18 protein-coding genes are annotated in these 26,151 nt (G+C 68.5%); 5 read left to right on the plus strand and 13 right to left on the minus strand.

The genetic code is table 11. The features are described from left to right. Positions 1-138: 138 nt before the first annotated feature. From BMY69_RS15065 to BMY69_RS15115, 11 genes are all read right to left on the minus strand, one after another. Positions 139-1,554 carry an efflux transporter outer membrane subunit gene (locus BMY69_RS15065; protein ID WP_090057485.1) on the minus strand — a complete coding sequence of 472 codons (1,416 nt, stop codon included), beginning with the start codon at positions 1,552-1,554 and terminating at the stop codon, positions 139-141. After that, entirely contained in the window at positions 1,541-2,713 is a 1,173-nt protein-coding gene (locus BMY69_RS15070) for an efflux RND transporter periplasmic adaptor subunit (RefSeq protein WP_090179738.1), read from the minus strand. Before BMY69_RS15070 ends, BMY69_RS15065 begins: the two co-directional genes overlap by 14 nt. Continuing rightward, on the minus strand, positions 2,703-5,906 hold the full coding sequence (locus tag BMY69_RS15075) for an efflux RND transporter permease subunit (protein ID WP_090057490.1): 3,204 nt from the start codon (positions 5,904-5,906) through the stop codon (positions 2,703-2,705). Before BMY69_RS15075 ends, BMY69_RS15070 begins: the two co-directional genes overlap by 11 nt. A 93-nt stretch (positions 5,907-5,999) precedes the next feature. Beyond that, entirely contained in the window at positions 6,000-7,373 is a 1,374-nt protein-coding gene (locus tag BMY69_RS15080) for a sensor histidine kinase (protein ID WP_090057492.1), read from the minus strand. Further along, the gene (locus BMY69_RS15085) at positions 7,351-8,031 is read right to left on the minus strand and encodes a response regulator transcription factor (RefSeq protein ID WP_090057494.1); all 681 of its coding nucleotides are present in this window, start codon (positions 8,029-8,031) and stop codon (positions 7,351-7,353) included. The genes BMY69_RS15080 and BMY69_RS15085 overlap by 23 nt, the downstream gene beginning before the upstream one ends. 85 nt (positions 8,032-8,116) lie before the next feature. Continuing rightward, positions 8,117-8,977: an RNA polymerase sigma factor RpoH gene (gene rpoH, locus BMY69_RS15090; protein ID WP_090179741.1), complete on the minus strand. Its 861-nt coding sequence runs from the start codon at positions 8,975-8,977 to the stop codon at positions 8,117-8,119. A gap of 231 nt (positions 8,978-9,208) precedes the next feature. Beyond that, on the minus strand, positions 9,209-9,913 hold the full coding sequence (gene ung, locus BMY69_RS15095) for a uracil-DNA glycosylase (protein ID WP_090179743.1): 705 nt from the start codon (positions 9,911-9,913) through the stop codon (positions 9,209-9,211). Next, complete coding sequence (locus BMY69_RS15100) at positions 9,910-10,749, minus strand: response regulator (protein WP_254779388.1); 840 nt, start codon at positions 10,747-10,749, stop codon at positions 9,910-9,912. Before BMY69_RS15100 ends, ung begins: the two co-directional genes overlap by 4 nt. A gap of 19 nt (positions 10,750-10,768) precedes the next feature. Beyond that, on the minus strand, positions 10,769-11,749 hold the full coding sequence (gene ftsX, locus BMY69_RS15105) for a permease-like cell division protein FtsX (protein WP_090179745.1): 981 nt from the start codon (positions 11,747-11,749) through the stop codon (positions 10,769-10,771). Continuing rightward, the gene (gene ftsE / locus BMY69_RS15110) at positions 11,746-12,423 is read right to left on the minus strand and encodes a cell division ATP-binding protein FtsE (RefSeq protein ID WP_090057503.1); all 678 of its coding nucleotides are present in this window, start codon (positions 12,421-12,423) and stop codon (positions 11,746-11,748) included. Before ftsE ends, ftsX begins: the two co-directional genes overlap by 4 nt. A gap of 165 nt (positions 12,424-12,588) precedes the next feature. Beyond that, complete coding sequence (locus BMY69_RS15115; protein ID WP_090179748.1) at positions 12,589-14,331, minus strand: DEAD/DEAH box helicase; 1,743 nt, start codon at positions 14,329-14,331, stop codon at positions 12,589-12,591. 427 nt (positions 14,332-14,758) lie between these two features. Here BMY69_RS15115 and trxA point away from each other — a divergent pair, with 427 nt between their 5' ends. The 3 genes from trxA (at position 14,759) to BMY69_RS15130 (ending at position 18,723) form a co-directional block, all read left to right on the plus strand. Further along, positions 14,759-15,085, plus strand: a complete 327-nt coding sequence (gene trxA / locus BMY69_RS15120; RefSeq protein WP_090179751.1) for a thioredoxin TrxA — start codon at positions 14,759-14,761, stop codon at positions 15,083-15,085. A gap of 156 nt (positions 15,086-15,241) precedes the next feature. Further along, a complete protein-coding gene (gene rho / locus BMY69_RS15125; protein WP_090179753.1) occupies positions 15,242-17,041 on the plus strand; it encodes a transcription termination factor Rho in 1,800 nt (599 codons plus the stop codon). Between the two features lie 311 nt (positions 17,042-17,352). Next, positions 17,353-18,723, plus strand: coding sequence for a glutamate--cysteine ligase (locus BMY69_RS15130; RefSeq protein ID WP_090179755.1), 1,371 nt, complete (start codon positions 17,353-17,355; stop codon positions 18,721-18,723). A gap of 132 nt (positions 18,724-18,855) precedes the next feature. Here the strand turns inward: BMY69_RS15130 and BMY69_RS15135 are convergent, their stop codons facing one another. Further along, entirely contained in the window at positions 18,856-20,283 is a 1,428-nt protein-coding gene (locus BMY69_RS15135; RefSeq protein ID WP_090057516.1) for an OmpP1/FadL family transporter, read from the minus strand. A 234-nt stretch (positions 20,284-20,517) separates the two neighbouring features. Between BMY69_RS15135 and BMY69_RS15140 the strand changes: the two genes are divergently transcribed. After that, complete coding sequence (locus BMY69_RS15140) at positions 20,518-20,820, plus strand: YcgL domain-containing protein (RefSeq protein ID WP_090057518.1); 303 nt, start codon at positions 20,518-20,520, stop codon at positions 20,818-20,820. Between the two features lie 90 nt (positions 20,821-20,910). Next, positions 20,911-24,339: an ankyrin repeat domain-containing protein gene (locus tag BMY69_RS15145; protein WP_090179757.1), complete on the plus strand. Its 3,429-nt coding sequence runs from the start codon at positions 20,911-20,913 to the stop codon at positions 24,337-24,339. A 1-nt stretch (position 24,340) separates the two neighbouring features. On the opposite strand, the gene BMY69_RS15150 is transcribed toward BMY69_RS15145, so the two are convergent. Continuing rightward, a complete protein-coding gene (locus tag BMY69_RS15150; RefSeq protein WP_090057523.1) occupies positions 24,341-26,149 on the minus strand; it encodes a monovalent cation:proton antiporter-2 (CPA2) family protein in 1,809 nt (602 codons plus the stop codon). Positions 26,150-26,151 lie beyond the last annotated feature (2 nt).

Raw genomic sequence — 26,151 nt, forward strand, 5'->3', positions numbered from 1 at the left:
GCACATCCACGTCACGGGCTCCGATGCGCGTGACCGACCAAGATTACCGGGCGGATCACGTGGCACAAAGAAAGCTGCCGAAAAGGCATACCGGTTGATCAGACAGTCCGATCTATCGCTGACGGAATCGTCGCGCGATCAGGTGTTGTTCCAGCCGCCACCCAGCGCGCGGATCAGCTGGACGCTCGCGCGGAGCTGGCGCGTTTCGAGGTCGATCACGCTGCGTCGCGCGTCGAGCGCGGCCGTCTGCGCCTGCACCACGTCGAGATAACCCACGGCGCCCTGGCGATAGCGGTCGAGCGACAGATCGACGGAGCGCTGCGCCGCGTCGGCGGCGGCGCGCTGGTCGGTGAGCGCCGTGCCGAGATCGCGCAGCAGCGTGAGGTTGTCTTCCACCTGCGCGAACGCGTTGAGCACCACGGCACGATACTGCGCGCCGGCTTCGTCGGTCGCCGCCTTCGCGGCTTCGACGCCCGCCTTGCGACGGCCACCGTCGAAGACGTTGAGCAACAGACTCGGGCCGATCGCCCAGAAGCGGTTCGGCGCCGTCGCGATGTTGCCCCACTGCGAGCTCTGCCAGCCGCCCTGCCCGTCGAGCGTGAGCTGCGGGAAGAACGCGGAGCGGGCGATGCCGATGCGCGCGTTCGCCGCGGCGGTGCGGCGCTCGGCGGCGGCGATGTCCGGACGGCGCTGCAGGAGGGTCGACGGCACGTCGACCGGAAGGGTCGGCACCTCGACCTTCGCATCGTTCGTCGCGAGCTCGAAGCGTGACGCGGAATCGCCGACCAGCACCGCGATGGCGTGCAGCACGAGCGCGCGCTGCGCCTGCGCCTGCGTGAGCTGCGACTTCGCGTTGGACAGCTGCGTCTGCGCACGCGCGACGTCGAGGCCGGAAGCGATGCCGCCCTCGTGCCGCGACTGCGTCAGCTGCAACGCGCGCGTGAACGCGTCGATGCTTTCGTTGAGGACCTTGATCTGCCGATCGAAGCCGTTGAGCTGCAGGTAGCTGTCGGCCAGCTGCGCCTGCAGGCTGAGGCGGGCGGAGGCGAGGTCCGCCGCGGATGCCGCCTGTTCGGCGGTGCCGGCGGCGACGGTGTCGCGCACCCTGCCCCACAGGTCGACCTCGTAATCCAGCTGCGCACCGATGGTGTACGAGTCGTAGTACGTCGGCGACGTCGCGCCGCGCAGCGGTCGCGTGTCGGATTCCCTGTTGCGCGTCGCGTTCGCGTTCAGCCCGACCTGCGGATACAACCCGGCGCGGACCTGCTTCGTGAACGCTTCGGACTGCTGGTAATGGGCCAGCGCCGCGGCCAGCGTCGCGTTGTTCGCGACGAGACGCGTCTGCAGGTCGTCGAGGCGCGCGTCGCCGTAGAGCTTCCACCAGCCGTCGCGGTCGAGGTGATCGGCAGGCCTGGCCTCTGTCCACGGCGTCGTCGCGTTCGCGTACTGGTCCGTCACCGGCACCTCGGGCGCCTTGTACGTCGGCGCGAGCGAGCAGGCCGAGAGCCCGACGGAGATCAGGAGGGCGGCGATGCCGGAATCAAGCCTTGGCATGGTCGCCTTCCGCCTTCGGTGCGGCGATGCGCACGGTGTCGCCGTCGGCCAAGCCGTCCGGCGGGCTCTCGATCAGGCGGTCCCCGGCGGCGATGCCCGAGCCCAGCTGCACCGTCTTCCCGAAGTCGCGCGTGATCGTGACGTCCTTGAACTTCACCTTGTTCTGCGCGTCGACCACGGCGACGCGCAGGCCCTTTTCGTCGAAGACGAGCGCGCTGGCCGGGACGCGCAGCAGTGCGCCGTCGCTGGGCAGATCGAACGTCACGCTCGCGTAGCCACCCGGCAGGAGCTTGCCGTCGGCGTTATCCACCGAGACCTGCACGAGCGTCGTGCCGGACGCCGCGTTGATCGCGGACGACGTCGACTCGACGGTGCCGGTGAAGCTCTTACCCGGATACTCCGGAACGGCGAGCTTGACCGTGGCGCCCTGTCGGATCGACGGCGCGTAGTTCTGCGGCACGTTGACGTACATGCGCAGCTTGCGCACGTCGGAGACCACGAAGAGCTCCTGGCCGCCGCCGCCGGCGTTGATCAGCGCGCCGACGTCCGTCTCGCGCGCCGTGACCACGCCGTCGAACGGTGCGACGAGCTTCGCGAAGCCCTTGAGCGCCTGGATGCGCTCGAGGTTGGCCTGCGCGGCCTGGGCCAGCGCGTGCTTGGCGTCGTAGTCGCCGGTCTTCTCGTCGACTTCCTGCTTGGATACCGAATCGGAGTCGCGCATCGCCTGCCAGCGTTTCGCGGTGGTCGATGCGAGCGCTTCGTTGGCGCGCGCGCTGGCGAGATCGGCTTTCGCCTGCAGCAGCTGCTGGTCGAGGTCGGGCGTTTCGATTTCGGCGAGCAGATCGCCGGCCTTCACCTTCTGGCCTATGTCGGCCTTCCAGTACTTCAGGTAACCGCTCGTGCGCGCGAAGATGGGCGCGCGAGCGTAGGCCTGGAGACGACCCGGCAACTGGAGGTCGCCGTCGCCCTGCCCGCCATCCGGCTTGACGACGCTGACCGTCGGCACCGCCTGGTCGTTCGTCCATTCGCGCAGGCGACGCGAGTCGTTGGCGCGCGTGGCGACACCCGCGACCACGATGGCGAGCACGACGATCGCGGCGATGATGCCGGCCAGGCGCAGGCGGCGCGGCGGCGGGGTGTGCAGGGTTTCAGGCGACATGGACAGGCTCTCCGGAAGCGTTCGCCGGGGTGGGGGACGGGTGGCCGCGGCGGCCGTGGATGATGCTGAAGACGATGGGGACGAAGAACAGCGTCGCCGTCGTCGCGAAGATGAGGCCGCCGATCACCGCGCGGCCGAGGGGCGCGTTCTGCTCGCCACCTTCGCCCAGGCCGAGGGCCATCGGCGCCATGCCGATGATCATGGCCAGCGCGGTCATCAGGACCGGGCGGAAGCGGACGAAACCGCCCTCGAGGGCCGCCTGCACGGCGTCGCCGTGCTCGGCGAGCTTCTCGCGGCAGAAGCTGACCACGAGGATCGAGTTCGCCGTCGCGACGCCCATGCACATGATCGCGCCGGTGAGCGCCGGCACCGACAGCGTCGTGTGCGTGGCGAACAGGATCCACACGATGCCGGCGATCGCGGCGGGCAGCGCGGTAACGATCACGAACGGATCGCTCCACGACTGGAAGTTCACGACGATCAGCAGGTAGATCAGCACGATCGCGCCGAGCAGGCCGAAGATCAGGCCCGAGAACGCATTGTTCATCGTCTGCACCTGACCGAGCAGCGCGATGCTCGACGCCTTGGGCAGTTCCTTCTTGTGCGCGTCGAGGATCTTCTGGATGTCCGCGGCCACGGCGCCGAGATCGCGATCCTGCGTGGTCGCGAAGATCTCGACCATCGAGTTGATGTTGTACTGGCTGACCACGGCGTTGGTCGTCGTGCGGCTCACCGTCGCCAGGCCACCGAGGATCTGCGAGCCGGCCGTGCCGGAGCTCGGCGAGATGGGCACGTTTTCCAGATCGGGCAGGCTGTCGAGGCTGTACTGCGGGGTCTGCATCACGATCGGGTACGACACGCCGTTCTGCGGGTTGAGCCAGAACGTCGGCGCCACCTGGCTCGAACCGGCGAGATTGACGCCGAGGCTCGTGGTGACGTCGCGCTCGGTGATGCCCACCTGCTGCGCACGGCTGCGGTCGACGTCCACGTTGAAGCCGGGATTCGCCTGCGACTGCTGGATGCGCGCGTCGGCGACGCCCGGCACGCGGCGAATGTCGCGCAGGAGCGTGTTCGCGTAGGCGAAATTGGCGCCGATGTTCGGACCGCGGATCTGCAGGTCGATCGGCGCGGGCGAGCCGAAGTTCAGGATCTGGCTGATGATGTCCGCGGGCGGGAAGGAGAAGGTGGCGCCTGGGAACTGGCGCGGCAGCTTCTCGCGCAGCTCGCGCACGTAGTCGGCGGTCGGCGCATGGTCTTCGTTGAGCGCGATCTGGATGTCGCCGTCCCACGAGCCGATGGTGCCGGTGTTGTTGTACGTGGTGTTGATGCCCGAGGTCGACAGGCCGATGTTGTCCACGACGGTGCCGAGCTCGTCCTTCGGAATGATCTTGCGGACGGCGTCGGTGACTTCGGCGAACAGGCGGGCGCTCTCCTCCACGCGGGTGCCGATCGGCGCGCGGACGTGCATCAGGATCTGGCCCGAGTCCACCGACGGGAAGAAGTTGCGGCCGAGCATCGGCACCAGCAGGAACGAGAGCAGCACGAAGGCCATGAAGCCGATGGTGAACACCTTGCGGTGGTTCAGCGCCGTCTCGAGCAGCACGTGATAGCCGGCGCGCATCTTCTCGAAGCGCTTCTCGAACCCGCGCTGGAAGCGGACCAGCGGATTGCGCGACGGCGCGCCGTGCTCGCCATGCGGATCGTTGTGCGTGTGCGGCTTGAGCAGGTACTTGGACATCGTCGGCACGAGCGTGCGCGAGAGGATGAAGGACGCGATCATCGCGAACATCACGGCCTCGGCCATCGGCACGAAGAGGAAGCGCGCGACGCCTTCGAGGAAGAACATCGGCACGAACACGATGCAGATGCACAGCAGCGACACGAAGGCCGGCGTCACGATCTGCGCGGCGCCGTCCAGGATCGCCGTCTCGACGTCCTTGCCCTGCTCCAGGTGCCAGTTAATGTTCTCGATGGTCACCGTGGCGTCGTCGACGAGGATGCCCACCGCGAGCGCGAGGCCGCCGAGCGTCATGATGTTCATCGTCTCGCCGATCGCGGACAGCGCGGCGATGGAGCCGAGGATCGCCAGCGGAATCGACGTCGCGATGATGATCGTGGAGCGCCAGCTGCCGAGGAACAGCAGGATCATCAGGCTCGTCAGCGCGGCGGCGATCACGCCCTCGCGTGCCACGCCTTCGATGGCGCCGCTGACGAACAGCGACTGGTCGCCGATCGGGGCGATCTTGAGGTTCGGCGGCAGCGCGTCCTTCATGGCGGCCGCGCGGTCCTTGATGCCCTTGATGATCGCCAGCGTCGACGCCGAGCCGTTCTTCAGCACCGTCATCAGCACCGAGCGGTCGCCGTCGACGTGCACGATGTTGGTCTGCGGCGGCGAGCCGTCGCGAACGTGGGCGACGTCGCGGATGTACACGGTCGCGCCGTTGACCACCTTGATCGGCAGGTTGCCGAGCTCGTCGATGTCCGAGGGCGAGTTGTTCAGCTGCAGCGTGTATTCGTAGCGCCCGATCTTCTGCGTGCCGACGGGCGTGATGAGGTTCTGCGCCGCGAGCGCGTTGGCGACGTCCTGCGCGGAAAGACCGCGCGCCTGCAGGGCCGGCGGATCGATGTCGATCTGCACCTGGCGGGTCTTGCCGCCATACGGATAAGGGATCGCCGCGCCCGGCACGGAGACCAGCTGCGGGCGGATGATGTTCTGGCCGAGGTCGGCGAGGTTCTGCTCGGTAAGGCCCTGGCCCGACAGCGCCAGCTGGATGATCGGCACCGTCGACGCGCTGTAGTTGAGGATCAGCGGCGGCGTCGTTCCCTGCGGCAACTGGCGCAGCAGCGTCTGCGCCACCGCCGTCACCTGCGCGTTCGCCGTGCGGATGTCCACCGTGGGCTGGAAGAAGATCTTGACGATGCCGAAGCCCTGGATCGAGTTCGCCTCGATGTGCTCGACGTCGTTCACCGTGGTCGTGAGCACGCGCTCGAACGGCGACGACACACGACCGGCCATCTGGTCGGCCGGGAGGCCCGTGTACTGCCAGACCACCGCGATCACGGGAATCTTGATGTCGGGGAAGATGTCCGTCGGCGTGCGCAGCGCCGCCAGCGGTCCCACGATCAGGATCAGCAGGGCGAGAACGACGAAGGTATACGGCCGCGTGAGAGCGATCCGGACGATGCCAATCATGGGGGACGGATTCCGAGCGCGATGTTGCGTCGCGGCGAATTCTGCGCCCCTGCGCTTTTCCGGCGTAGTTAAGATTTATTTAGAAGGCCGCGATCAGGCGGCCGGGCAGCTCACCGAGAACACCGCGCCGCGCTCGTCGCCGCCGACCGACATGGAGTAGCCGTGCAGGCGCACGATGGCGCTGACGATCGCGAGTCCCAGGCCGCAGCCGGGCTTGGCGCGGGTCTCGTCGGCCCGGTAGAACCGGCGGAACACCGCTTCGCGTTCGTCGGGCGGGATGCCGGGGCCGGTGTCGGCTATGTCGACGCGCGCGCCGCCATTCGCATCGGTGGACGCGACGAGCCGCACCGCGCCGCCGTTCGGCGTGAACTTGATCGCGTTGCCGACCAGGTTGGCGAAGGCCTCGAACATCAGCTGCGGATCGCCGCGCAGCGGCGGAAGCTTGCCCACCGTCAGTTCGAAGGACTGCCCGCGATCCTCCGCGAGCGGGGCGTAGAACTCATGCACGTTCTGCAGCACGGCGCCAAGGTCCATCGAAGCGAAGCAGGCGCTGCGCTGGCGGTCTTCGAGCTCGGAAACGCGCAGCAGCGCGCGGAAGCGGCCGAGCACCGTGTCGATCTCGGCCACGCACGCTTCGAGCTGTTCGCCCTCGGGCCTGCCCTCGAACTGCTGCTGCAGGCGGTAGAGTCGCGTCCGCATGCGTGTCAGCGGCGTGCGCAGGTCGTGGGCGATGTTGTCCGTCACGCCTTTGACCTCGCCGAGCAGGCGCTCGATCTCCGTCAGCGTCGTGTTGACCGTGGCAGCGAGCAGATCCACCTCGTCGCCACTGCGACTGACCGGCAGGCGCACGCTGAGGTCGCCCTCGCGGATCGGCTCCATCGCCTGCTGGATCGCGCGGATGCGACGCGCCGGGCCACGTGCGATGAGCACGCCGCCGAGGAGGCCGGGAATCAGCGTGAGCGTCAGGCCCCAGAGCGCGCCACGACGGATGATGGCGCCGAGGCTGTCGATCGTGGTGCTCTCCTTCGCGACGACGAGGCGCTCGCCGCCGGGAAGCACGCGGGTGATGGCACGTGCGCGCGCGCCGTCGAGCTTGCGCCCGGGGCTGTCGAGCGTCGCGTTGACCGACTGCACGACGCCGTCTTCCGTGAGCTGCTTCGGCACCGACGCGATGTTGCCGGCCACGCGCCTGCCTTGCGCGTCGAACAGGCCGACCCACATGTAACCCTGGATGTCGATCTCGCTCGCCGCTTCCACCGTGGCCGGCAGCCGGTGCGTATCGGTGTTCTCCAGATAATGGATGCGGGCGACGAGCATCTGGTCGACGACGTTGCTCAGGTAGCGCGACGCCTCCCACTGCACGACACCCAGCAGCATCACGCACCAGATGGCGAACAGCGCGCCATAGATGATGATCAGGCGCGAGGTGGCGGAACGCCAGGCGTCAGTCAGCGGGCGCAAGGACATACCCCGAGCCGCGCACCGTGCGGATGAGCGGCGACTGGCCGGCCCCGTCGATCTTGCGACGGAGGCGGCCGATGTGGACGTCGATCACGTTGGTACCCGGATCGAAATGAAAACCCCAGACGTGCTCGAAGATCATCTGCCGCGTCACCACCTGGCCCGCGTTGCGCATCAGGAATTCGAGCAGGCGGAACTCGGTGGGCAGCAGCGTCAGGGGCTGGCCGTTGCGCACGGCGTCGTGGCGCACGAGGTCGAGCTCGAGGTCGGCGACGCGCAGGCGTGTTTCGTTCGCGGCCGGACGACGACGGCGCAGCAGCACCTCGGCGCGCGCGGCCAGTTCGTCGGGCGCGAACGGCTTGGTGAGGTAGTCGTCGCCGCCGGCGCGCAGGCCGCGCACGCGCTCGTCCACGTCGGACAGCGCGCTGATCATCAGCACCGGCGTGTCCACCGCGCGCTCGCGCAGCTCGGACACGACATCGATGCCGTCCATGCCGGGCAGCATGCGGTCGAGTGTGATGATGTCGAAGCCGTCCGCGAGCGCGCGCTGGAGGCCGTCGCGGCCGTTCGCGACCCACTCGGCGGTGAGACCATGCGCACCGAGCTCCGCGACGATGTCGCGGGCGGTCACTTCGTCGTCTTCGATGACCAGCGCCCTGGGCATCCGGCTGCACTCCACCTTCGGAACCAACGGAAAACGGCCCCGCGCGAAGCACGGGGCCGTCCGGATGTTACGCCAATCGCTCCGGTCAGGCGGCGATGGCGACGCGCATCTTCTTCATGGCGTTCGCCTCGATCTGGCGGATACGCTCGGCCGACACGCCGTATTCGTCCGCGAGATCCTGCAGCGTGGCCTTGTTCTCCTCGGCCAGCCAGCGACGCTGGATGATGTCGCGCGAGCGCTCGTCCAGGTTGCTCAGGGCCGACGACAGCGCGCCCATCTGGTTGTTGCTGGCGTCTTCCTCGGCGAGGTTGTCGTACGGATCGGCGCCTTCGTCGACCAGGAAGGCGGCCGGGGCCGGCTTCTCGCCGTCGTCCGCGTCCGTCGGCGCCTCGAAGCCGATGTCACGGCCCGAAAGACGCGATTCCATCTCGCGCACGGTGGCTTCCGGCACGCCCAGGTCGTTGGCGACCACGCGAACCTCTTCGGCGTTCATCCAGCCCAGGCGCTTCTTACTCTTGCGCAGGTTGAAGAACAGCTTGCGCTGCGCCTTGGTGGTGGCGACCTTCACGATGCGCCAGTTGCGCAGGATGAACTCGTGCATTTCGGCACGGATCCAGTGGACCGCGAAGCTGACCAGGCGCACGCCCTGGTCCGGATCGAAACGCTTCACCGCCTTCATGAGGCCGATGTTGCCTTCCTGGATCAGGTCCGAGAGCTGCAGGCCGTAGCCGTTGTAGCCGCGCGCGACGTGGACCACGAAACGCAGGTGGGACATCACGAGCTGCTTGGCGGCGTCGAGATCGGCGTCGTCGTGGAAGCGGCGCGCCAGCGACTGCTCCTCGTCAAGGCTGAGCACCGGGATGCGATGGACGGCCGAGATATAGGAATCCAGACTGCCAACGACGCTCGGTAGCCCGTAGTTACGGGTGGCGAGGGCTTGGGACATGTGTGGAACCTCCTGAAAGTCTGTATGCAGATTAGCAGTCCCGGAATGAGAGTGCTAAGCCAGCCCGAAGTTCATCGGTTAACTGTACGCCATAGTACAGAAATACCGGGCAGGTGTCCAGAGGGAGGTTCGGGGCATTCAGGGGAGAGACGGCAAGCCCAGCCCGGGAACCGGAGAGGCTCCCAGCCAGGTGGCTGTTCCACATAGGAATATGGGTCTCCGCCGGACCAATTAAAGGGCGGCGATTTCCGGGCGCGGCGGCAGCGACCAGTCGATCGGCTGCTCGCCGCGGGCTTCCAGCCAGGCGTTGGCCTGCGCGAAGTGACCGCAGCCGAGGAAACCGCGGTGGGCCGAGAGAGGCGACGGATGCACGCTGCGGAGGATCAGGTGGCGCTTGCCGTCGATCAGCTGGCCCTTCTTCTGGGCGTGGCTGCCCCAGAGCATGAAGACCAGGCCGTCCCGCCCGCGGTTGAGCGCGTCGACGGCGGCGTCGGTGAAACCTTCCCAGCCCCTGCCCTGATGCGAACCCGCCTGCCCGGCCTCGACGGTCAGCACCGCGTTGAGCAGGAGCACGCCACGGTCGGCCCATGGCGTCAGGCAGCCATGGTCCGGACGCGGGATGCCGAGGCAGGCCTCGATCTCCTTGAACATGTTCTGCAGCGAGGGCGGCACGCGCACGCCGGGCCGCACCGAGAAGCTCAGCCCATGCGCCTGTCCCGGGCCGTGGTACGGGTCCTGGCCGAGGATGACCACGCGGACCGCCTCGAACGGCGTGTGCGCGAAGGCATTGAAGATCTCGGGGCCAGGCGGATAGATCTCCTTGCCGCGGGCCTTTTCCTCACGAAGGAACGCCGACAGCGCCAGCATGTCGGGACGGTCGAGGTAATCGCCGATCCGCGCCTTCCAGCTCGGCTCGAGCTTCACGCGGTCGTTCAATGTTCGACCCGGTCGCGGAGATGCAGGGCGACGCGCAGCTGGAAGAGCAGCTTGGTGATGAGCAGCTTTTCTTCCACCGGCTTCTCGACGAGGTCGTTGGCGCCGGCGCGCAGCAGCGCCGCCTGGTTCGCCGGGTTCTCGTCGCCGGTCATGATCAGCGTGGGCAGCTGGCCCTTGCCGTAGCCGAAGTCGTTGCGGATACGCTCGACGAGATCACCGCCGGTGAGCTCGCCCTTGAGGCTGACGTCGGTGAGCACGACGTCGGCGCCGACGTCACCCCGATCCCTGGCGGCGCGCAGGTGTTCGAGCGCGTCTTCGGCGCTGATGACGTGGTGCACGGTCAGGCCGTACTTCTCCATCATGCGCCGGGTGGCCAGCGCGACGACGCGGCTGTCTTCCACGTAAAGCACTTCACCTTCGGCGCCGCCCTCGGGGCGCACGTAGCCGCGGATGAACTCCGCGAGCGCGCCGAAGCCGAGCGACTTGTCGAAGTAGTCGGTGACGAACTCGCCGAGTTCGCGCCGGTGCAGGCGCGCCTCGACGTCGCCGGACACCACAACGATGGGCATGTAGATCTGCGGCGTGGCCTCGCGTACGAAACGGGCGAGTTCCAGACCGTCCATGTCGGGCAGGCGCAGGGCGACGGTCACGAAATCGAAGACGCCCCGCTGCAGTTCGGTCTGCGCTTCCGCGCCGGTGGCCGCACCGACGATTTCCACGCCGGGCACCTCGGCCGCGACGACGCGCGCGATCAGCTGCCGGACGACCTTGGAGCCGTCGACGAGCAGGATGCGTGGCGTGGCGCCGGCGACACCCGAACCGATGTGAGATCCCACCCTAAGTTCCCCTTCCCTCTCAGCCCGCCGCGGCGCGGCGGATCTGCCTCGCACTGACGAGACGCGCGCCGAGCCACCCCAGCACGGCAGACGCGAAGGGTACCGAAAGCAGCAGCCACGCGGGGAGTGCGCCGAAGCTCACGCTCCCGTCGTACGCCGCGGCGAGCCGCCCGACCGGTCCGGCCATCGCCAGTTCGAGCACGACGGCCAGGGCGACGGCGAGCACGCCGGCGAGGAAGCCGAGCCAGATGCCGGCATACAGGTAAGGCCTGCGCACGAACGGCCGGCTCGCGCCGATGAGCAGCAGCACGCCGATCTCGGCGCTGCGGCTCTGGATGTCCACGCGGATGGTGTTCCCGACGACCAGCAACGCGGCCACGCCCAGCAGCAACGCGAGCAATCCGACGGCGCGTCCACCGACGCCGACGAGGGCGTCGAGGCGCTGCCGCCACGCGCCGGTCTCCTGGACCATGTCGACGCCTGGCGTCGCCTTCATCGCCTCGACCAGCCGGTTGACGTCGTCCGCCGATAGCCCGGCCTTCGGCTGCACCGAGAGCACGTACGGCAAGGGGTTGGCGTCGAGCGACTGCAAGGCGCCGGAGAAACCCTGCACTTCCGCCAGTTCGTCGAGGCCATCCTTCGGCGTCCGCACGACGATGTCGGCGACCTCGGGGCGTCCGCGCAGAGCGGAGGCCGCCGTCTCGGCCACGCCCGCGTTCTGCCCGGGCTTCAGGAACGCGCTGATCGACTGGTTGCGGCCGAGGGCGTCGCCCATGCGTTGGACGTTGTCGAGCAGCAGATAGAACGTCAGCGGAAGGGCGAGCGCCACGCCCATCACCGCGATGGTGAGCAGCGTGCCGAGCGGTCGCGCGCCGAGGCGGCGCAGACTGATCGACATGCTCCACGCGTGGTGTTCGCGCCAGGCGCCGACCTTGCGCGGCCCGCTGCGGCGGGTCGCTTCGGTCTCGGGTGTCTTGCGTGCGTCGCGGGCGGCGTTCATACGACCTCCGTCGCGGGCACGTCGGCGACGAGCTTGCCGTGGTCGAGGACCACGACGCGCTTCTTCATGCGCTTGATCAGCATGAGGTCGTGGCTGGCGACCAGCACCGCGGTGCCCACGGCCTGGAATTCGGCGAAGAGCGACATGATTTCCATGGCCAGCTGGGGGTCGAGGTTGCCCGTGGGCTCGTCGGCGATGAGCACGGCCGGCTTGGCGACGATGGCGCGCGCGATGCCGACGCGCTGCTGCTCGCCCGTGGACAGGGCCTCGGGCAGCTGCTTCTCGTAACTGAGCAGGCCGACCTTCTCGAGGGCGGCGCGGACGCGACGGCCACGATCGGCCGGCGACACGCCACCGATGATGAGCGGCAGTTCGACGTTGGCGAAGACGGTACGGTCCAGCAGCAGGCGGTGGTCCTGGAAGACCATCCCGAGCTTGCGGCGGATCTTCGGGATGTCGCCGGGGCGAACGGTGTTGAGCTTCTGGCCGTCGAGGGTGACGACGCCGTTGGTGGGGCGCTCGATCATGGCCAGCAGCTTCAGGAGCGTGCTCTTGCCCGCGCCGGAATGACCGGTGACGAATGCCATCTCGCCCGCGCCGACCTGGAACGACACATCGGTAAGGGCCTGGTGGCCGCCCTCGTATCGTTTGCTCACCAGATCGAAACCGATCACCGCATCACCCGTTGGCTGTTAAGCCTCAGAGGATAAGGGATGTGGAACGGGCCCGGTAGGAGCGCGCCTCGCGCGCGACATCTTTTCGCGAAGAGCTGCACGGCCTGTTGCGCACGGCCCCAAAAGCCGTCGCGCGCAGGGCGCGCTCCTACCGGGGCGCCCGGGTCAGCGGCCGCCGAAGAGGCGGCCGATGCGACGGAGCAGGCCGACCTTTTCCGGCGCCTTCGGCGCGGCCGGCGCCGGGGTGGCGGCCGGACGCGCGGCCGTCACCTGGCGGGACGGACGGCGGTTCGGGTTGGCGGGGCCGTCGGCCTTGCGCGGCGCGGACGGCTGGCTCTCGCCTGCCGTGACGACGGTGCCGGCGGTGTTTTCGGCGTCTTCGCGCGCACCGCGGCCACGGCCGCCCCGACGACGGCGACGCTTCTTCGTCGCGGACGCGTCGGCCATCGCTTCCGCGGCGGCCGGCAGGCCGGCGACGGTTTCGGCGACGACGACCGTCTTCACCGGCACCTCGGTCGGCGACGGAGCGGCGGCGCCCTCTTCGCGCGGCGGACGCGGGCGGCGCTCGCGGCTGCCCGACCGTTCGCCGGAACGCGGACCGCGACCGTCGCGGCCACCCCGACCACCGCGGGCACCCTTCTCCGGCGGCGCGCCGCGGGTCGGGATGTGGCCGTCGTTGTCGTTCGGATCGTCCACCTCGTCCTGCACGCCGTCGGCGCGCGGTCGCGGCGCCGGCATGACGAGCATGCGGGCCTCGATCGACGCGGTGGGGATCTTCTGGTTGATGTAGGTCTCGATGTCCGGCAGGCCCATCGCGTAGAGATCGCACGCGAAGCTGATCGCGTCGCCCTCCGCGCCGAGGCGCGCCGTGCGGCCGATGCGGTGGACGTAGTCCTCGGCATCCTGCGGCAGGTCGTAGTTGAAGACGTGGCTGACGGCCGGGATGTGCAGGCCGCGCGCCGCGACGTCGGTCGCCACGAGGAGGTCGATCTGGCCGGCCTGGAAGCGCTGCAGGAGCTTCTGGCGCTTCACCTGCGGCACGTCGCCCGAGATGGCGCCGACACGGAAGTTGTGGCGCTTCAGGCGATCGGTGATGCGCTCGGCGGCCGCCTTCGTGTTGACGAAGATGATGCTGCGCTCCGCCTTCGTTTCCTCCAGCAGGTTGAACAGCAGCGGCATCTTCTCTTCCTTGGACGGGAAGTAGACGATCTGGCGCACGCGGTCGGCGGTGACGTTCTCGGTTTCCACCACCAGCTTCTCGGCCTCGTGCATGTGCTCGTAGGCGAGTTCGAGCACGCGGTGGCTGAGCGTGGCCGAGAACAGCAGGACCTGGCGCTTCTCGCGCGCGGGAAGGCGGCGGAAGATGAAGCGGACGTCCTTGATGAAGCCGAGGTCGAACATGCGGTCGGCTTCGTCGATGACCATGACCTCGACGCTGCCGAAGCCGAAGACGTCCTGCTTGTAGTAGTCGAGCAGGCGGCCCGGCGTGGCGATGATGATGTCGCAGCCGTCGCGCAGCTGCTGGCGCTGCTTGTCGTAGTCGACGCCGCCGTAGATCAGCGCGCTGCGCAGACCGGTGGCCTTGCCGATGGTCTGGAAGTCCTTCTCGATCTGGATGGCGAGTTCGCGCGTCGGGGCGATGACCAGCGCGCGCGGGTCGGAATCCTTGCGGTCCGGGTGGGCCGGATTCTTCAGCAGCCGGTCGACGAGCGCGACGAGAAAGGCGAACGTCTTGCCGGTGCCGGTCTGGGCTTGGCCGGCGACGTCGCGGCCGGTCAGGGCGATCGGGAGGGTGAGGGCCTGGATCGGCGTGCAGCGGGTGATGCCGGCGGCGGCGAGACCCTGCTGGAGCAGCGGATGCAGGTCGAGGTTTTCGTAGAAGACGTCGGTGAGTACGGTTTCGGACATGGAATGGAAGGCCTGGAAGCTCGCGCCGCGCGTGCGCGGCGCCGTCCCGGCGGCAAAGCGTGCACCACGGGACGGGGATGGTCCGGCCGGCGTCACGGGAGAGTCGGGAAGGGCCGGTTGCCAGTCCGGCGGCCTGTCGACGCGCCCGGCGCGCGAAGGCCGGAGGCGGGTGGCGGCCGCCTGGAGGGTTCCCGCTGGCATAGGTGAACCGGCTGCGTGAACCGGTTTACCTATGTCAACGGAAACCATCCGTCGGCGACCTTGAATCGCTTGAATCGCGCCCCTAGTTCGGGTGGAATGAGGGCCACCGGCCGCAATGGCCAAGACCTTCGGTTCCGGTTGGACCCGCGACATGGGGCTCCTAAGTGTAGCCGATGCCAGCGTCACGGTCGTCAACCCCCTTCCCGCCCCTCTATTGGAGACCACGGTGAGCGACAAGATCACCCATACGAGCGATGCCGCCTTCTCGAAGGACGTCCTTGAATCCGACACCCCCGTCCTGCTCGATTTCTGGGCCGAATGGTGCGGCCCCTGCAAGTCCATCGCTCCCGCGCTCGAGCAGCTCGCCGGCGAGTACGAAGGCAAGGTCAAGATCGTCAAGATCAACATCGACGAGAACCAGAAGACCCCGAGCCAGTACGGCATCCGCGGCATCCCGACGCTGATGGTGTTCAAGGACGGCAAGGTCGCCGGTACCCAGGTCGGCGCCGTCAACAAGGGCGCCCTCGCCCAGTTCATCGACAAGTCCATCTGACGTAACACCCCGCTCCACCTTTCGCCGCCGCGTGAGGCGCTTTACGACGCGCCTCACGCGATGCTAGGCTCTAGGAGTTCGCCGGGACACCGCTTGTCCCCCCTGTCGCGAACCCTCTCCCTTCTTTCTTCCAACGGCGCCCCGTGAGGTTTGCCCGTGTCCGATATCGAAACCAAAGACTCCATCGACGCCAAGGGCGCCGGCGACCAGCCTGCGACCGAGCCGCGTCCGCGTACCCGCCGCAAGGCGGCCGCCCCTGAGGCGCCCGCGGTCGAGACGAGCGCTCCGGCGCCGGCTCCCGCCAAGGCCGTGCCGGCTCCGGCTCCGGCGCCCGCCCCGCAGGCGGAGCTGCAGCTCGGCAACGCGCCGGCCGAGCCGCGTCCGGCGCCGCCGCAGGGCGAGTCCCGTGACGGCGGCTCGTCGCAGCCCCAGGGCAATGGGCAGCCGCAGGGCCAGCAGGCCCGCGGCGACAACCCCAACCAGCACCAGAACAATCGCAACGACCGCAACGAGCGCGAAGGCCGCGGTCGCCGCCGTCGCAACGAGCGCAACCAGCAGCGCCAGGGTGGCGGTGGCGGTGGCGGTGGCGGTGGCGGCGGTGGCAACGGCAACGGCAACTACCAGAATCCGCGCAACAACAACGGCTATCCGGTCGACGACGACGAGAACGCCGACGCCGGCAGCAACGATCGCCTGATCAACCTGACGGAACTGAAGCGCAAGAACGCGATCCAGTTGCTCGAGTTCGCCGAATCGCTCGGCGTGCGCGAGGGCGTCGCGCGCCAGCGCAAGCAGGACGTCGTCTTCAACATCCTCAAGGCCCACGCCCGCTCGGGCGGCGGCATCTGGGCGGAAGGCGTGCTCGAGATCCTGCAGGACGGCTTCGGCTTCCTGCGCTCGGCCGACGAGTCCTACCTGGCCGGCCCGGACGACATCTACGTCTCGCCCAGCCAGATTCGCCGCTTCAACCTGCGCACCGGCGACTACATCACCGGACGCGTCCGCCATCCGAAGGAAGGCGAGCGCTACTTCGCGATGCTCAAGGTCGACGACATCAACGGCGATCCGCCGGAGGCGTCGAAGAACAAGCTGCTATTCGAGAACCTCACCCCGCTGTTCCCGCGCAAGGCCTTCAAGCTCGAGCGTGGCAACGGTTCGACCGAGGACATCACGGGCCGCATCCTCGACCTGGTCGCCCCGATCGGTCGCGGCCAGCGCGGCCTCATCGTCTCCCAGCCGAAGTCCGGTAAGACGATGATGCTGCAGAACGTCGCGCAGGCCATCCAGTACAACCATCCCGACGTCCACCTGATCATGCTGCTGATCGACGAGCGTCCGGAGGAAGTCACCGAGATCGCCCGCACCGTCCGCGCCGAAGTGATCAGCTCCACCTTCGACGAGCCGGCCGTCCGCCACGTGCAGGTCGCCGAGATGGTGATCGAGCGCGCCAAGCGCCTGGTCGAACACAAGAAGGACGTCGTGATCCTGCTCGACTCCATCACCCGCCTGGCCCGCGCCTACAACACGGTGGTGCCGAGCTCCGGCAAGGTGCTCACCGGCGGTGTCGACGCCAACGCCCTGCAGCGTCCGAAGCGCTTCTTCGGCGCGGCGCGCAACGTCGAGGAAGGCGGCAGCCTGACGATCATCGCCACGGCGCTGACCGACACCGGCTCGAAGATGGACGAGGTGATCTACGAGGAGTTCAAGGGCACGGGCAACATGGAAGTGCACCTGTCCCGCCGCATCTCCGAGAAGCGCGTCTACCCGGCGATCGACATCAACCGCTCGGGCACCCGCCGCGAAGACCTCCTGATCGATCCGGACCTGCTCGCCAAGATCTGGATCCTGCGCAAGCTCCTCCACCCGATGGACGAACTGGCCGCCATGGAGTTCATGCTCGACAAGATGAAGAACACGAAGTCGAACGACGAGTTCTTCAATTCGATGAAGCGCTAGGCCTCGCGCCTGCCGGATCGTCGGACATGACGAAAGGCCGCCTCGATGGGGCGGCCTTTTATTTTTCGGAGCGGGGGGCCGGGGGATGGGAAGTGGGGGCGACATAGCCGGCGGGCGCACGAGGCGATGCACAACTCCGCGCTGGCGACGCCGCAGCCGAACGCTTCACGTACCCTCGAGCGCACGCCGGGATCGCGCCCCCGATTCCCTGCTCCCCACTCCGCTTTTGCTACCCTCCCCCGACCTTTTGCTTGCCCCATCGCGCCCCCATGTGGGCGGCACCGGTCAGCCGATCAGCCAAGGAAAGTGACGTGTCCATACCCAGCGCCGCCAAGAGCACGCCCATCGGCGACCGCAACGATCTGGTCGAGTACCTCGCCAAGGGTGAGAAGCCGCAGGCGGAGTGGCGCATCGGCACCGAGCACGAGAAGTTCGGGTTCTATACCGACGACCTGACGCCGCCGCCGTTCGAAGGCGAGCGGCCGGGCATCCGCGCGATCCTCGAAGGCCTGGCGGAGCGGTACCACTGGAATATCGCGCGCGAGGGCGAAACGCCGGTCGCGCTGACCAAGGACAACGCGAACATCACGCTCGAACCGGCAGGCCAGCTGGAGTTGTCCGGCGCCCCGCTGAAGACGATCCACGAGACCTGCGACGAGGTCACCAACCACCTGAAGGAAGTGCGCTCGGTTGCCGAGGAATTCGGCATCGGTTTCCTCGGCATGGGCTTCCAGCCGAAGTGGCGGCGCGACCAGATGCCGTGGATGCCGAAGGGTCGCTACAAGATCATGCGGGAGTACATGCCCAAGGTGGGTTCGCTCGGGCTCGACATGATGACGCGCACGTGCACCGTGCAGGTCAACCTCGATTTCGCGAGCGAGGCCGACATGGTAAAGAAGTTCCGCGTCGCCCTCGCGCTACAGCCGATCGCCACCGCCCTGTTCGCCAATTCACCCTTCACCGAAGGCAAGCCGAACGGCTACAAGTCGTTCCGGTCGCACGTGTGGACCGACACCGACGCCGACCGTACCGGCATGCTCGACTTCGTCTTCGAGGATGGCTTCGGCTACGAACGCTACGTCGATTACATCCTCGATGTGCCGATGTACTTCAGCTACCGGGACGGCAAGTACGTCGACCTTTCCGGCCAGGACTTCAAGAAGTTCATGCGCGGCGAGCTCGCGGCGTTGCCGGGGGTGAAGGCGGACATGAAGGACTGGGCCGACCATCTCACGACGGCCTTCCCCGAAGTGCGCCTGAAGCAGTACCTCGAGATGCGCGGCGCGGACACCAGCACGTGGGGCTCGCTCTGCGCGCTGCCCGCGTACTGGGTCGGCCTGCTGTACGACGACGTGGCGCTCGACGCCGCGTGGGACCTCGTCAAGGATTTCAGCAAGGCGGAGCGCCATGCGCTTCGCGACGGCGTGCCGAAGCATGCGCTCGACCTTCCCTTCCGCGCCCACCACGTGCGCGAGCTCGCGCTGGAGTCGCTGAAGATCGCGGACCATGGCCTGAAGCGTCGCAACCAGCGCGGCAATCGCGGCATCGACGAGTCGATCTACCTCGAACCGCTGCTCGAGATCGCGCTTTCGGGCAAGACGCAGGCGGACGTGAAGCTCGAGAAGTTCCACGGCGAGTGGAACGGTAGCGTGGACCCGGTGTTCCGCGAATACGCGTACTGAGCGCGGGGATCCGGCGGAGACAAGCGCACCGCGCATCGCGCCCAGGTGCGCTCCAACCATAAGCCGGGAACGGCGGACATAAAAAAACCTCCCCGTCGCCGGGGAGGTTTTCTTTCGCCAGGTATCGTTCTATCAGAACGCGTACTTGGCCGAGACGCTGAGCAGATTGCCCTTGTCGTCGTTCTCGCCGACGATGCGGTCGTTCGTGCCGCTGTTCACGCCGCCGATGTGCGCCTTGTTCACGAAGATGTGGGCGTAGCCGGCGTTGAGCTCGAAGCGCTCCGTGGCCTTGTAGCCGACACCGAAGGCCAGCCACTTGCGGGTGGAGTCCGGCACGCGCGGCGAACGGGTGTCGTCGTAGGTCGGGGTGCTGTCGACGGCGATACCGCCACGCAGCGTCAGCTTGTCGCTGAGGTAGTACTCACCGCCGGCCGACACGAACCAGCTGTTGCGCCAGCCGTACTTCTCGCTGGTCGGCGGCTGGTTCGGGTTGGAGTAGTTGACCGTCAGGTTCTCGAACGCATCCCACTTCGTCCACGACAGGTCGAAGCCGAGGCCGAACTTCTCGTCCTGGTGCCAGAAGCTGGCGGTGGCGATCGCCGGCGTGGTGAAGCCCGCGCGGCCGTCGGTGTGGGTGAACGGCGGCTGGCCGCGGCCCAGCAGGGCGGCGACGGTCGGGTTCGACAGCACGGCCGTCACGTTGGTCGGCATGGTGAAGTTACCCGTGCCTTCCAGGTTGTGCTTGATCTTGCTGCGGTAGCTGAGCGCGAGACGATCGTTCGGGGTTAGCTTCCACAGGCCACCGACCTGCCAGCCGTAGGCCCAGTCGTCACCCTTGATCTTGGCGTAGCCGTCGCTGCCCGGCGGAACGACCGCCGCGTACTGGGCGGCGAGGGCGCGAGCGACGGCCGGCGACAGCTGGCCGGCGGCCGCAGCGCGCTGGATCAGACCCAGGCCGACGGTGTTGTAGTTGATGGCGCTGGTCAGCTCGGCGCTGGTCTTCTGCGCGATGGCGCTGACACCGAAGGTGAAGGTGTCGGTGACGTCGAACGAGGCGGACAGCGTGGCGTCGAACGACTTGAAGTCGGACTTGATGCCGTTGTAGCGGCCCTTCCAGTCGGAGTCGTATTCGGTCTTGAAGCCGAACGGCGCGGTCAGGCCGAGACCGAAGTGCCAGCGATCGGCGACCTGCGTGGCGAAGTACAGCGCCGGAACCGGGATCGTGGTGCCGGCGTCGCCGCCGTTGCCACCGCTGATCGGACGGCCCTGCGCGTCGGTCGCGGTGCCGTGGAACTTGGTGCTGAAGTTGATGCCCGTCACGTCGGCCTGGAACACGTTGCCCTTCAGGAGGGTCATGGCGGCCGGGTTGTTGACGATGGCCGAGGCGTCGTCGCCAGCGGCGGCGGAGCCCGCGAACGCGCGGCCGAGGGCCTTGGCGCTGTTTTCCTTGAGCTGGAACGCGCTGGCGTGGGCGGCCTGCGGAGCGACCAGCGCGCCGGCGATGGCCAGCGAAAGGGCGGCGGCGGCCAGCGGACGGGTCGAAAGGTTCAGCTTCTGCATGCGGACGGGCTCCTGCTTCCTGTTTTGCTCTGGGGCGACTGGATCACGCGAAAAAACGCAAAAATTTCTTGTTTTCATACGCGCGTTTAACAATCTGGCAGCGAACTCTGGCGGACTTGACGCTGTTTTTGCAAGTGCGGATGCAACAAAGATGAAACGACCGGGACGCCCGTCACGCATTTCCCTGCGCCTTTTGCTACCTTGTCCCATTGGCCCCCAGCGAGACCTGCCGTCATGCACTGCTTCGTCTACGCCAGCCAGCGAAAGCCCGACTCCTACCTGTGGCTTGCCGAACGCGACGGCTTCCAGGCCGTTCCCGAGCCCCTCGCCCTGCTTTTGGGCGAGCTGCGCTTCGTGCTCGAGGTCGAACTGACGCCCCAGCGCAAGCTGCCGAACGAGGACAGCGAACGCGTGATGGCGAATCTCGCGGCGCAGGGCTGGCACTTGCAGAGTCCGCCGAACGAGACGCTCAGCGTGTGCAACCAGCCGAACCACAATCGTGAGATCGATCCCGACCTAGTCCTGGTAAGGAACTGATCCGGCCAAAAACGCACGGAATCGCGGCGTGCAGCGCGAGTTAACGCGACGTTACCGCGTAGGCGTGACGTGCTCCGTATACTCGCGCGCATGGCCAATCCCAAACGTCGTCGACCATCGCTGATCAAGGCACTGCCCTGGTTCCTCCCCGCCCTCGCCGCCGTCGCGTGCGCGGGTCTCACCGCATCGCCGCTCGCCCTCATTCCGCTGCTGCTCGCGAACGCCCTGGCCATGGGCGCGGTGTGCCACGCGATCGGTTTCGATCCGGAGCCGAGCTACGTGCGTACGGTGCTGCGCCGCGGATCGGCGCACCTGGTGATGTTCACCGCCTACGCGTTCGTGGTCTTCGTGCTCGTCGCCTGGCCGCTGCTGAAGCTGACGCAGGCGCCGAGCCTCGGCGCGGCGCTGCTGCTGGCCGCGACCCTGGTCGTGGCGTTCACGGCACTGTGGCGCGTTTGGCCCGCGTTCGGCCTGGTGTTCCTCTGGGACGACGCTTATCCGGAGGAAAGCGGCGACGGATCGTGGATCTTCACCGCGATCGCCCGCTCGATCTCGTTCGGCCGCCATCTCTCGGCGGAAGAGCGCTTCTTCTCCCATTTCCTTCCCGCGGCGCTCGGCCTGCTCGTGCTCGCGTTCTGCGCGGTCGCGCTGTCCGGTCTGTACGGCGTGCTTCCGGCCGAACTGCGCATCGCCGCGCTGGGCCTCTATGCGCTCGTGCTGCTGCCGCTCGGCTGCATGGTCATCGCCAACCGCACGCTGCGCGCCCTGCTCAGCGATCGTCGCGGACACGTCCGGTCCGCGCGCGCCGAGCCGCGCCGCGAGCCCGCGATGGCGCCCGTCGAGCCGCCGCGCGCACCCATCCCCGTGCTGAGCACCGAGGAGGCCCAGCCAGGCGTGCGCGATCGCGCCCTTCGTGCCGCGTTGCGCGAAGGCGACATCGCGCGCGCCGTCGCACTGGTCGAGGCCGGCGCGGCACCCGATGGCGATGCCGAGCCCGGCGAGCGCGACCAGCGCCCCGTCCTCACCCTCGCCGCGCTGTCGCCGGACACGCGCCTGCTGCGCGCGCTGATCGCCAAGGGCGCTCGCGTGGACCGCGTGCACGGCGGCATGACCGCGCTGCTCGCGGCATGCCGCGACAGCTGGCACGGCCGACCGGAAGCCGTGCTCACGTTGCTCACCAATGGCGCCAACGCCGCCGCGACCGACGCCCATGGCAACACGGCGCTGCACGGCGCGGTGCTCAGCGCCGAGCCGACCGTCGCGGCGATGCTGCTCGACGCCGGCGCGCCGGTGGACGCCGTCAACGCGGCGGGCGACACGCCGCTCGTTATCGCCTGCCGCGCCGCGAACTGGACGCTCGCCCGCTTCCTGCTCGAACACGGCGCGAAGCCGGCGCCGGTGGGTGGCGAACCGGCGCTCGTCGCGGCGGCCGGCATTCCCGACGACGACAGCGAAGGCGTGAAGGTCCTGCTTCGTTACAAGGCGCCGGTCAACGCGACCGACGCGCACGGCCGCACGGCGCTGATCGCCGCCGCGGCGGAGGGACACGAACAGATCGCGCGCGCGTTGCTACAGGCGCACGCCAATCCCAACCTCGCCGACCGCCACGGCACGACCGCCCTGATGGAAGCGGCTCGCGCGGGCGCGCAAGGCATCGTGCAGGCGCTGGCCGATGCCCACGCCGACGCATCTCCCCGCGACGGCCACGGACGCGACGCGCTGACGCTCGCGTGCCAGTCGCCACGCGCGCAGGCCGCCACGGTGCGCGCGCTGCTCACGCTCGGTGCGCAGCCGAAGGAAACCGGTGCCGACGGACGCAGCGCCCTCGATCATGCGGCCGCCGCGGGACGCTGGGACTTCGTCGCGCTGCTCGATCCCGACACGCCGCTGCCCACCTCGCTGAGTGAATCCGTGGTGCCCGAAGCGGGCGCCGACTCCCCGGCGCATCTTTACGACGCGCTGCGCTTCGGCCACTGGGCGGTCGCGTCGACGTTCGCCACGAAGGTTCGCGAATGGCCAGCCGAACAGCTTGCCGCGCTCTATCTCGAGCTGGCCGGTACCGGCCTGCACATGGCGCGCGCGTGGCTGCTCGATCATGGTCTTTCCGCCGATGCGCGCCTGGCGCCGCCCGCCGAAGACGAAGGCGTCCTCGGCCGGCGCCTCTTCGACGCGCTGCTGCCGCAACTGCCGCAATCGGCCGAAGCGCTCCTGCAGCTGATGCAAGCGGGCGCGTCGCCGGCGGGCGCCGGGCTGCTGGGTCAGGCCGTCTGCCGCCTCGACGGTGTCGACGAGCGCCTGACGCTGGCGATGCTCGACGCCGGCGCGGACCCGTTCGGCGCCGACGCGCGCGGTCGCACGCCCATGCACATGGCGGCCGCGACCGGCCGCGTCGCGTTGCTCGACGCGTTGCTGGCCCGCGGCATGGATCCGAACGTCCGCGACCTCGGCGGCCGCACGCCGCTGCACGCGGCGCTGGAACATGGCGGCGACAACCTCCCGCTCGTCCGCGCGCTCGTCTCCCACGGTGCCGACCCCGAAGCCGCGGACGTCAATGGCGAGACGCCATATGGCCTCGGTATCGGCCACGGCGACGTGGAGCGCTGGCTCAGCTGGGCCACGTGGCCGCTGCCGCGTCGCGCGCTGCGCGCCGCCGACCTGCCCGCGGCGGCCGCCGCGGGCGACATGGCGGCCGTGGATCGCCTCCTCGAACTGGGTTTCGACGTCGAAACCCGCGACGCGCAGGGCGCGACGGCCCTGCTCCGCGCCGCCGGCGCGGGCCAGCGCGACGTGGCCGAACACCTGCTCGCGGCCGGCGCCGATCCGTCGGCGGCCGCGGCCTCCGGGGTCACGCCGCTCGCGGCCGCCGTCAACGCACGCCGGGAATCGGTGGTCGAGCTGCTGCTCTCGCGAGGCGTCGCCGCCGACCAGCGGCTGCCGGGTAACGCCACCGCGCTCATGATCGCCGCCACGCTCGGCTATCCCGAGATCGCCGAGATGCTGCTCGCCGCCGGCGCCGATGCGGCGGCGGAGGATGCGCACGGGCATACGTCGTTGCATGCCGCCGCGCAGTACTGCTTCGGCAGCAGCGACAGCCTGCGCGCACGCCGCCTGCTGGACACCGTGATCCGCAAGGGCGCCGATGTGAACAAGGCCGACAAGGACGGCGTCACGCCGTTGCTGATCCTGCTTGGCGCGCATATGCGCCCGGGCAGCCACGCGGACGCGACCCATCTCGGCGCGCTGGTGCCCGTGCTGCTCGATGCTGGCGCCGCCATGGAACACGCCGACCATCGCGGCGTCAGCGCGCTGCACGCGTGCGCGATGCACGCTTTGCTGCCGCCGGCCCGCGTGCTCCTCCAGCGCGGCGCGAACCGCAACGCGGCGGATGCGTTCGGCCGCACGGCCGGCGACGTCGCGCGGCACCTCGGCTACGTCGACATCGCTCACGAACTCGGCACGCGCGTCGGCGCGATCCCGAGCGTGAGGCAGACCCTCAGGCAGCCGGCCCAGCCGGACTGATCTATTTCTCGCCGTCGCGGACGCGCTCTTCCACGGCGTCCGCCTCGAAGAGCTGCTGCAGGTCGTGCAGCGCTTCCTTGCTCGTCTGCACGAGCGCGGTCTCGTCGTCGTAAACGAGGTACTGCGCGCGCAGCACCTGATCGTCGTGCTTGCGGAAACGCTCGATGCGACTCGCGGCGACGTCCGCCGGCATGTCCAGCGATTCGAGCACGTGCCGCGTCATCTCCAGGCTGGAGTAGAACGTTTCGCGTACGGGGTCCTCGACGCCGATGTCCATCAGGCGGAACGCATGCTGACGATTGCGTGCGCGGGCGACGATCTTCAGGTGCGGGTACTGGCGACGCACCAGGCGGGCGGTGCGCAGGTTCGCTTCCGGATCGTCGGTGGCGATGACGAAGACTTCGGCCTTGTCCGCCTGCGCCGCGCGCAGCATTTCGGGCCGGCCGGGGTCGCCGAAGAACAGTGACGTACCGCCGAAGCGACGCGACGTCTCGACCTGTTCGACAGAGCTCTCCAGCGCCACGAACTGGATGCCCTGCGCGCGCAGCACGCGGGCGACGATCTGCCCCATGCGGCCGAAGCCCGCGATGATGACGCGCGGCGTATCGGCCTCGATCGCGTCGAATTCGCGGTCCGGCTTGCGCACGCGGTCGTGCACCAGGCGCGACGCTAGCAGCACGAGCAGCGGCGTCAGCGCCATCGACAGCGAGATGGCCATCACCATCAGGCCGCGCTGGCTGCCGTTGATCAGCTGGTTCTGCTGCGCGAGGTTGAGCAGCACGAAGGCGAATTCGCCGCCGCATGCGAGCACCGCGGCGAGCCTCACCGAATCGCCCATGGTCAACGCGCCGACCACCCGGCCCAAGGGCAGGATCAGCACGGCCTTCACCGCGAGCAGGAGCGCGACCATGCCGAGCACGAGCAGCGGCTTGGCCACCAGCATGCCGAGATCCACGGACATGCCCACGCTGACGAAGAACAGGCCGAGCAGAAGACCCTTGAAGGGTTCGATATTGGATTCGAGCTCGTGGCGATATTCCGAATCCGCCAGCAGCAGACCGGCAAGGAACGCGCCGAGCGTCGTGGAGATGCCGGCCAGTTCCATCAGCCACGCCGTGCCCATCACCACGAGCAGCGCGGTCGCGGTGAAGACTTCCGTGCTCTTGGCACGCGCGACGAATCGGAAGACGTGGCGCAGCAGCAGCCGGCCACCGACGATCACCGCGAAGATGGTGCCGACGACGCGGAGGACGCTGAACAGATCGGGGGCATGCGCGTCGCGCGCGATGGCGCCCCCGAGAAGGGGCACGGCGGCGATCAGGGGAATGGCCGCGAGGTCCTGGAACAGCAGGATCGCGAAGGCCTGGCGTCCATAGACGGTGCCCGCCTCCTTGCGCTCGGCGAGGATCTGCAGACCGAACGCCGTCGAGGACAACGCCAGGCTGCCGCCGACGATGACGGCCGCCTTCCACGTGAGGCCGAACAGGAAGTAGCCGATGGCGCCCAGCGCCAGCGCGCAGGTCAGCACCTGGAGACTGCCGCTGCCGAATACCGCACGCCGCATCACCCACAGGCGTGACGGCGAGAGTTCGAGGCCGATGACGAACAGCATCAGCACGACACCGAAATCGGAGATCGTCGCGACGCCCTCGGTATCGCTCACCAGGCCGAGCACTGACGGGCCGATGACCACGCCCGCGAGCAGGTAGCCGAGGACGGCGCCGAGGCGGAAGCGCTTGGTCAGCGGAACCGCGATGACGGTCGCCAGAAGAAAGACGACTGCCGTCTCCAGAAAATGATGCCCATCCATCC

The sequence above is a fragment of the Luteibacter sp. UNC138MFCol5.1 genome (genome assembly GCF_900110505.1).
Lineage (GTDB): Bacteria > Pseudomonadota > Gammaproteobacteria > Xanthomonadales > Rhodanobacteraceae > Luteibacter.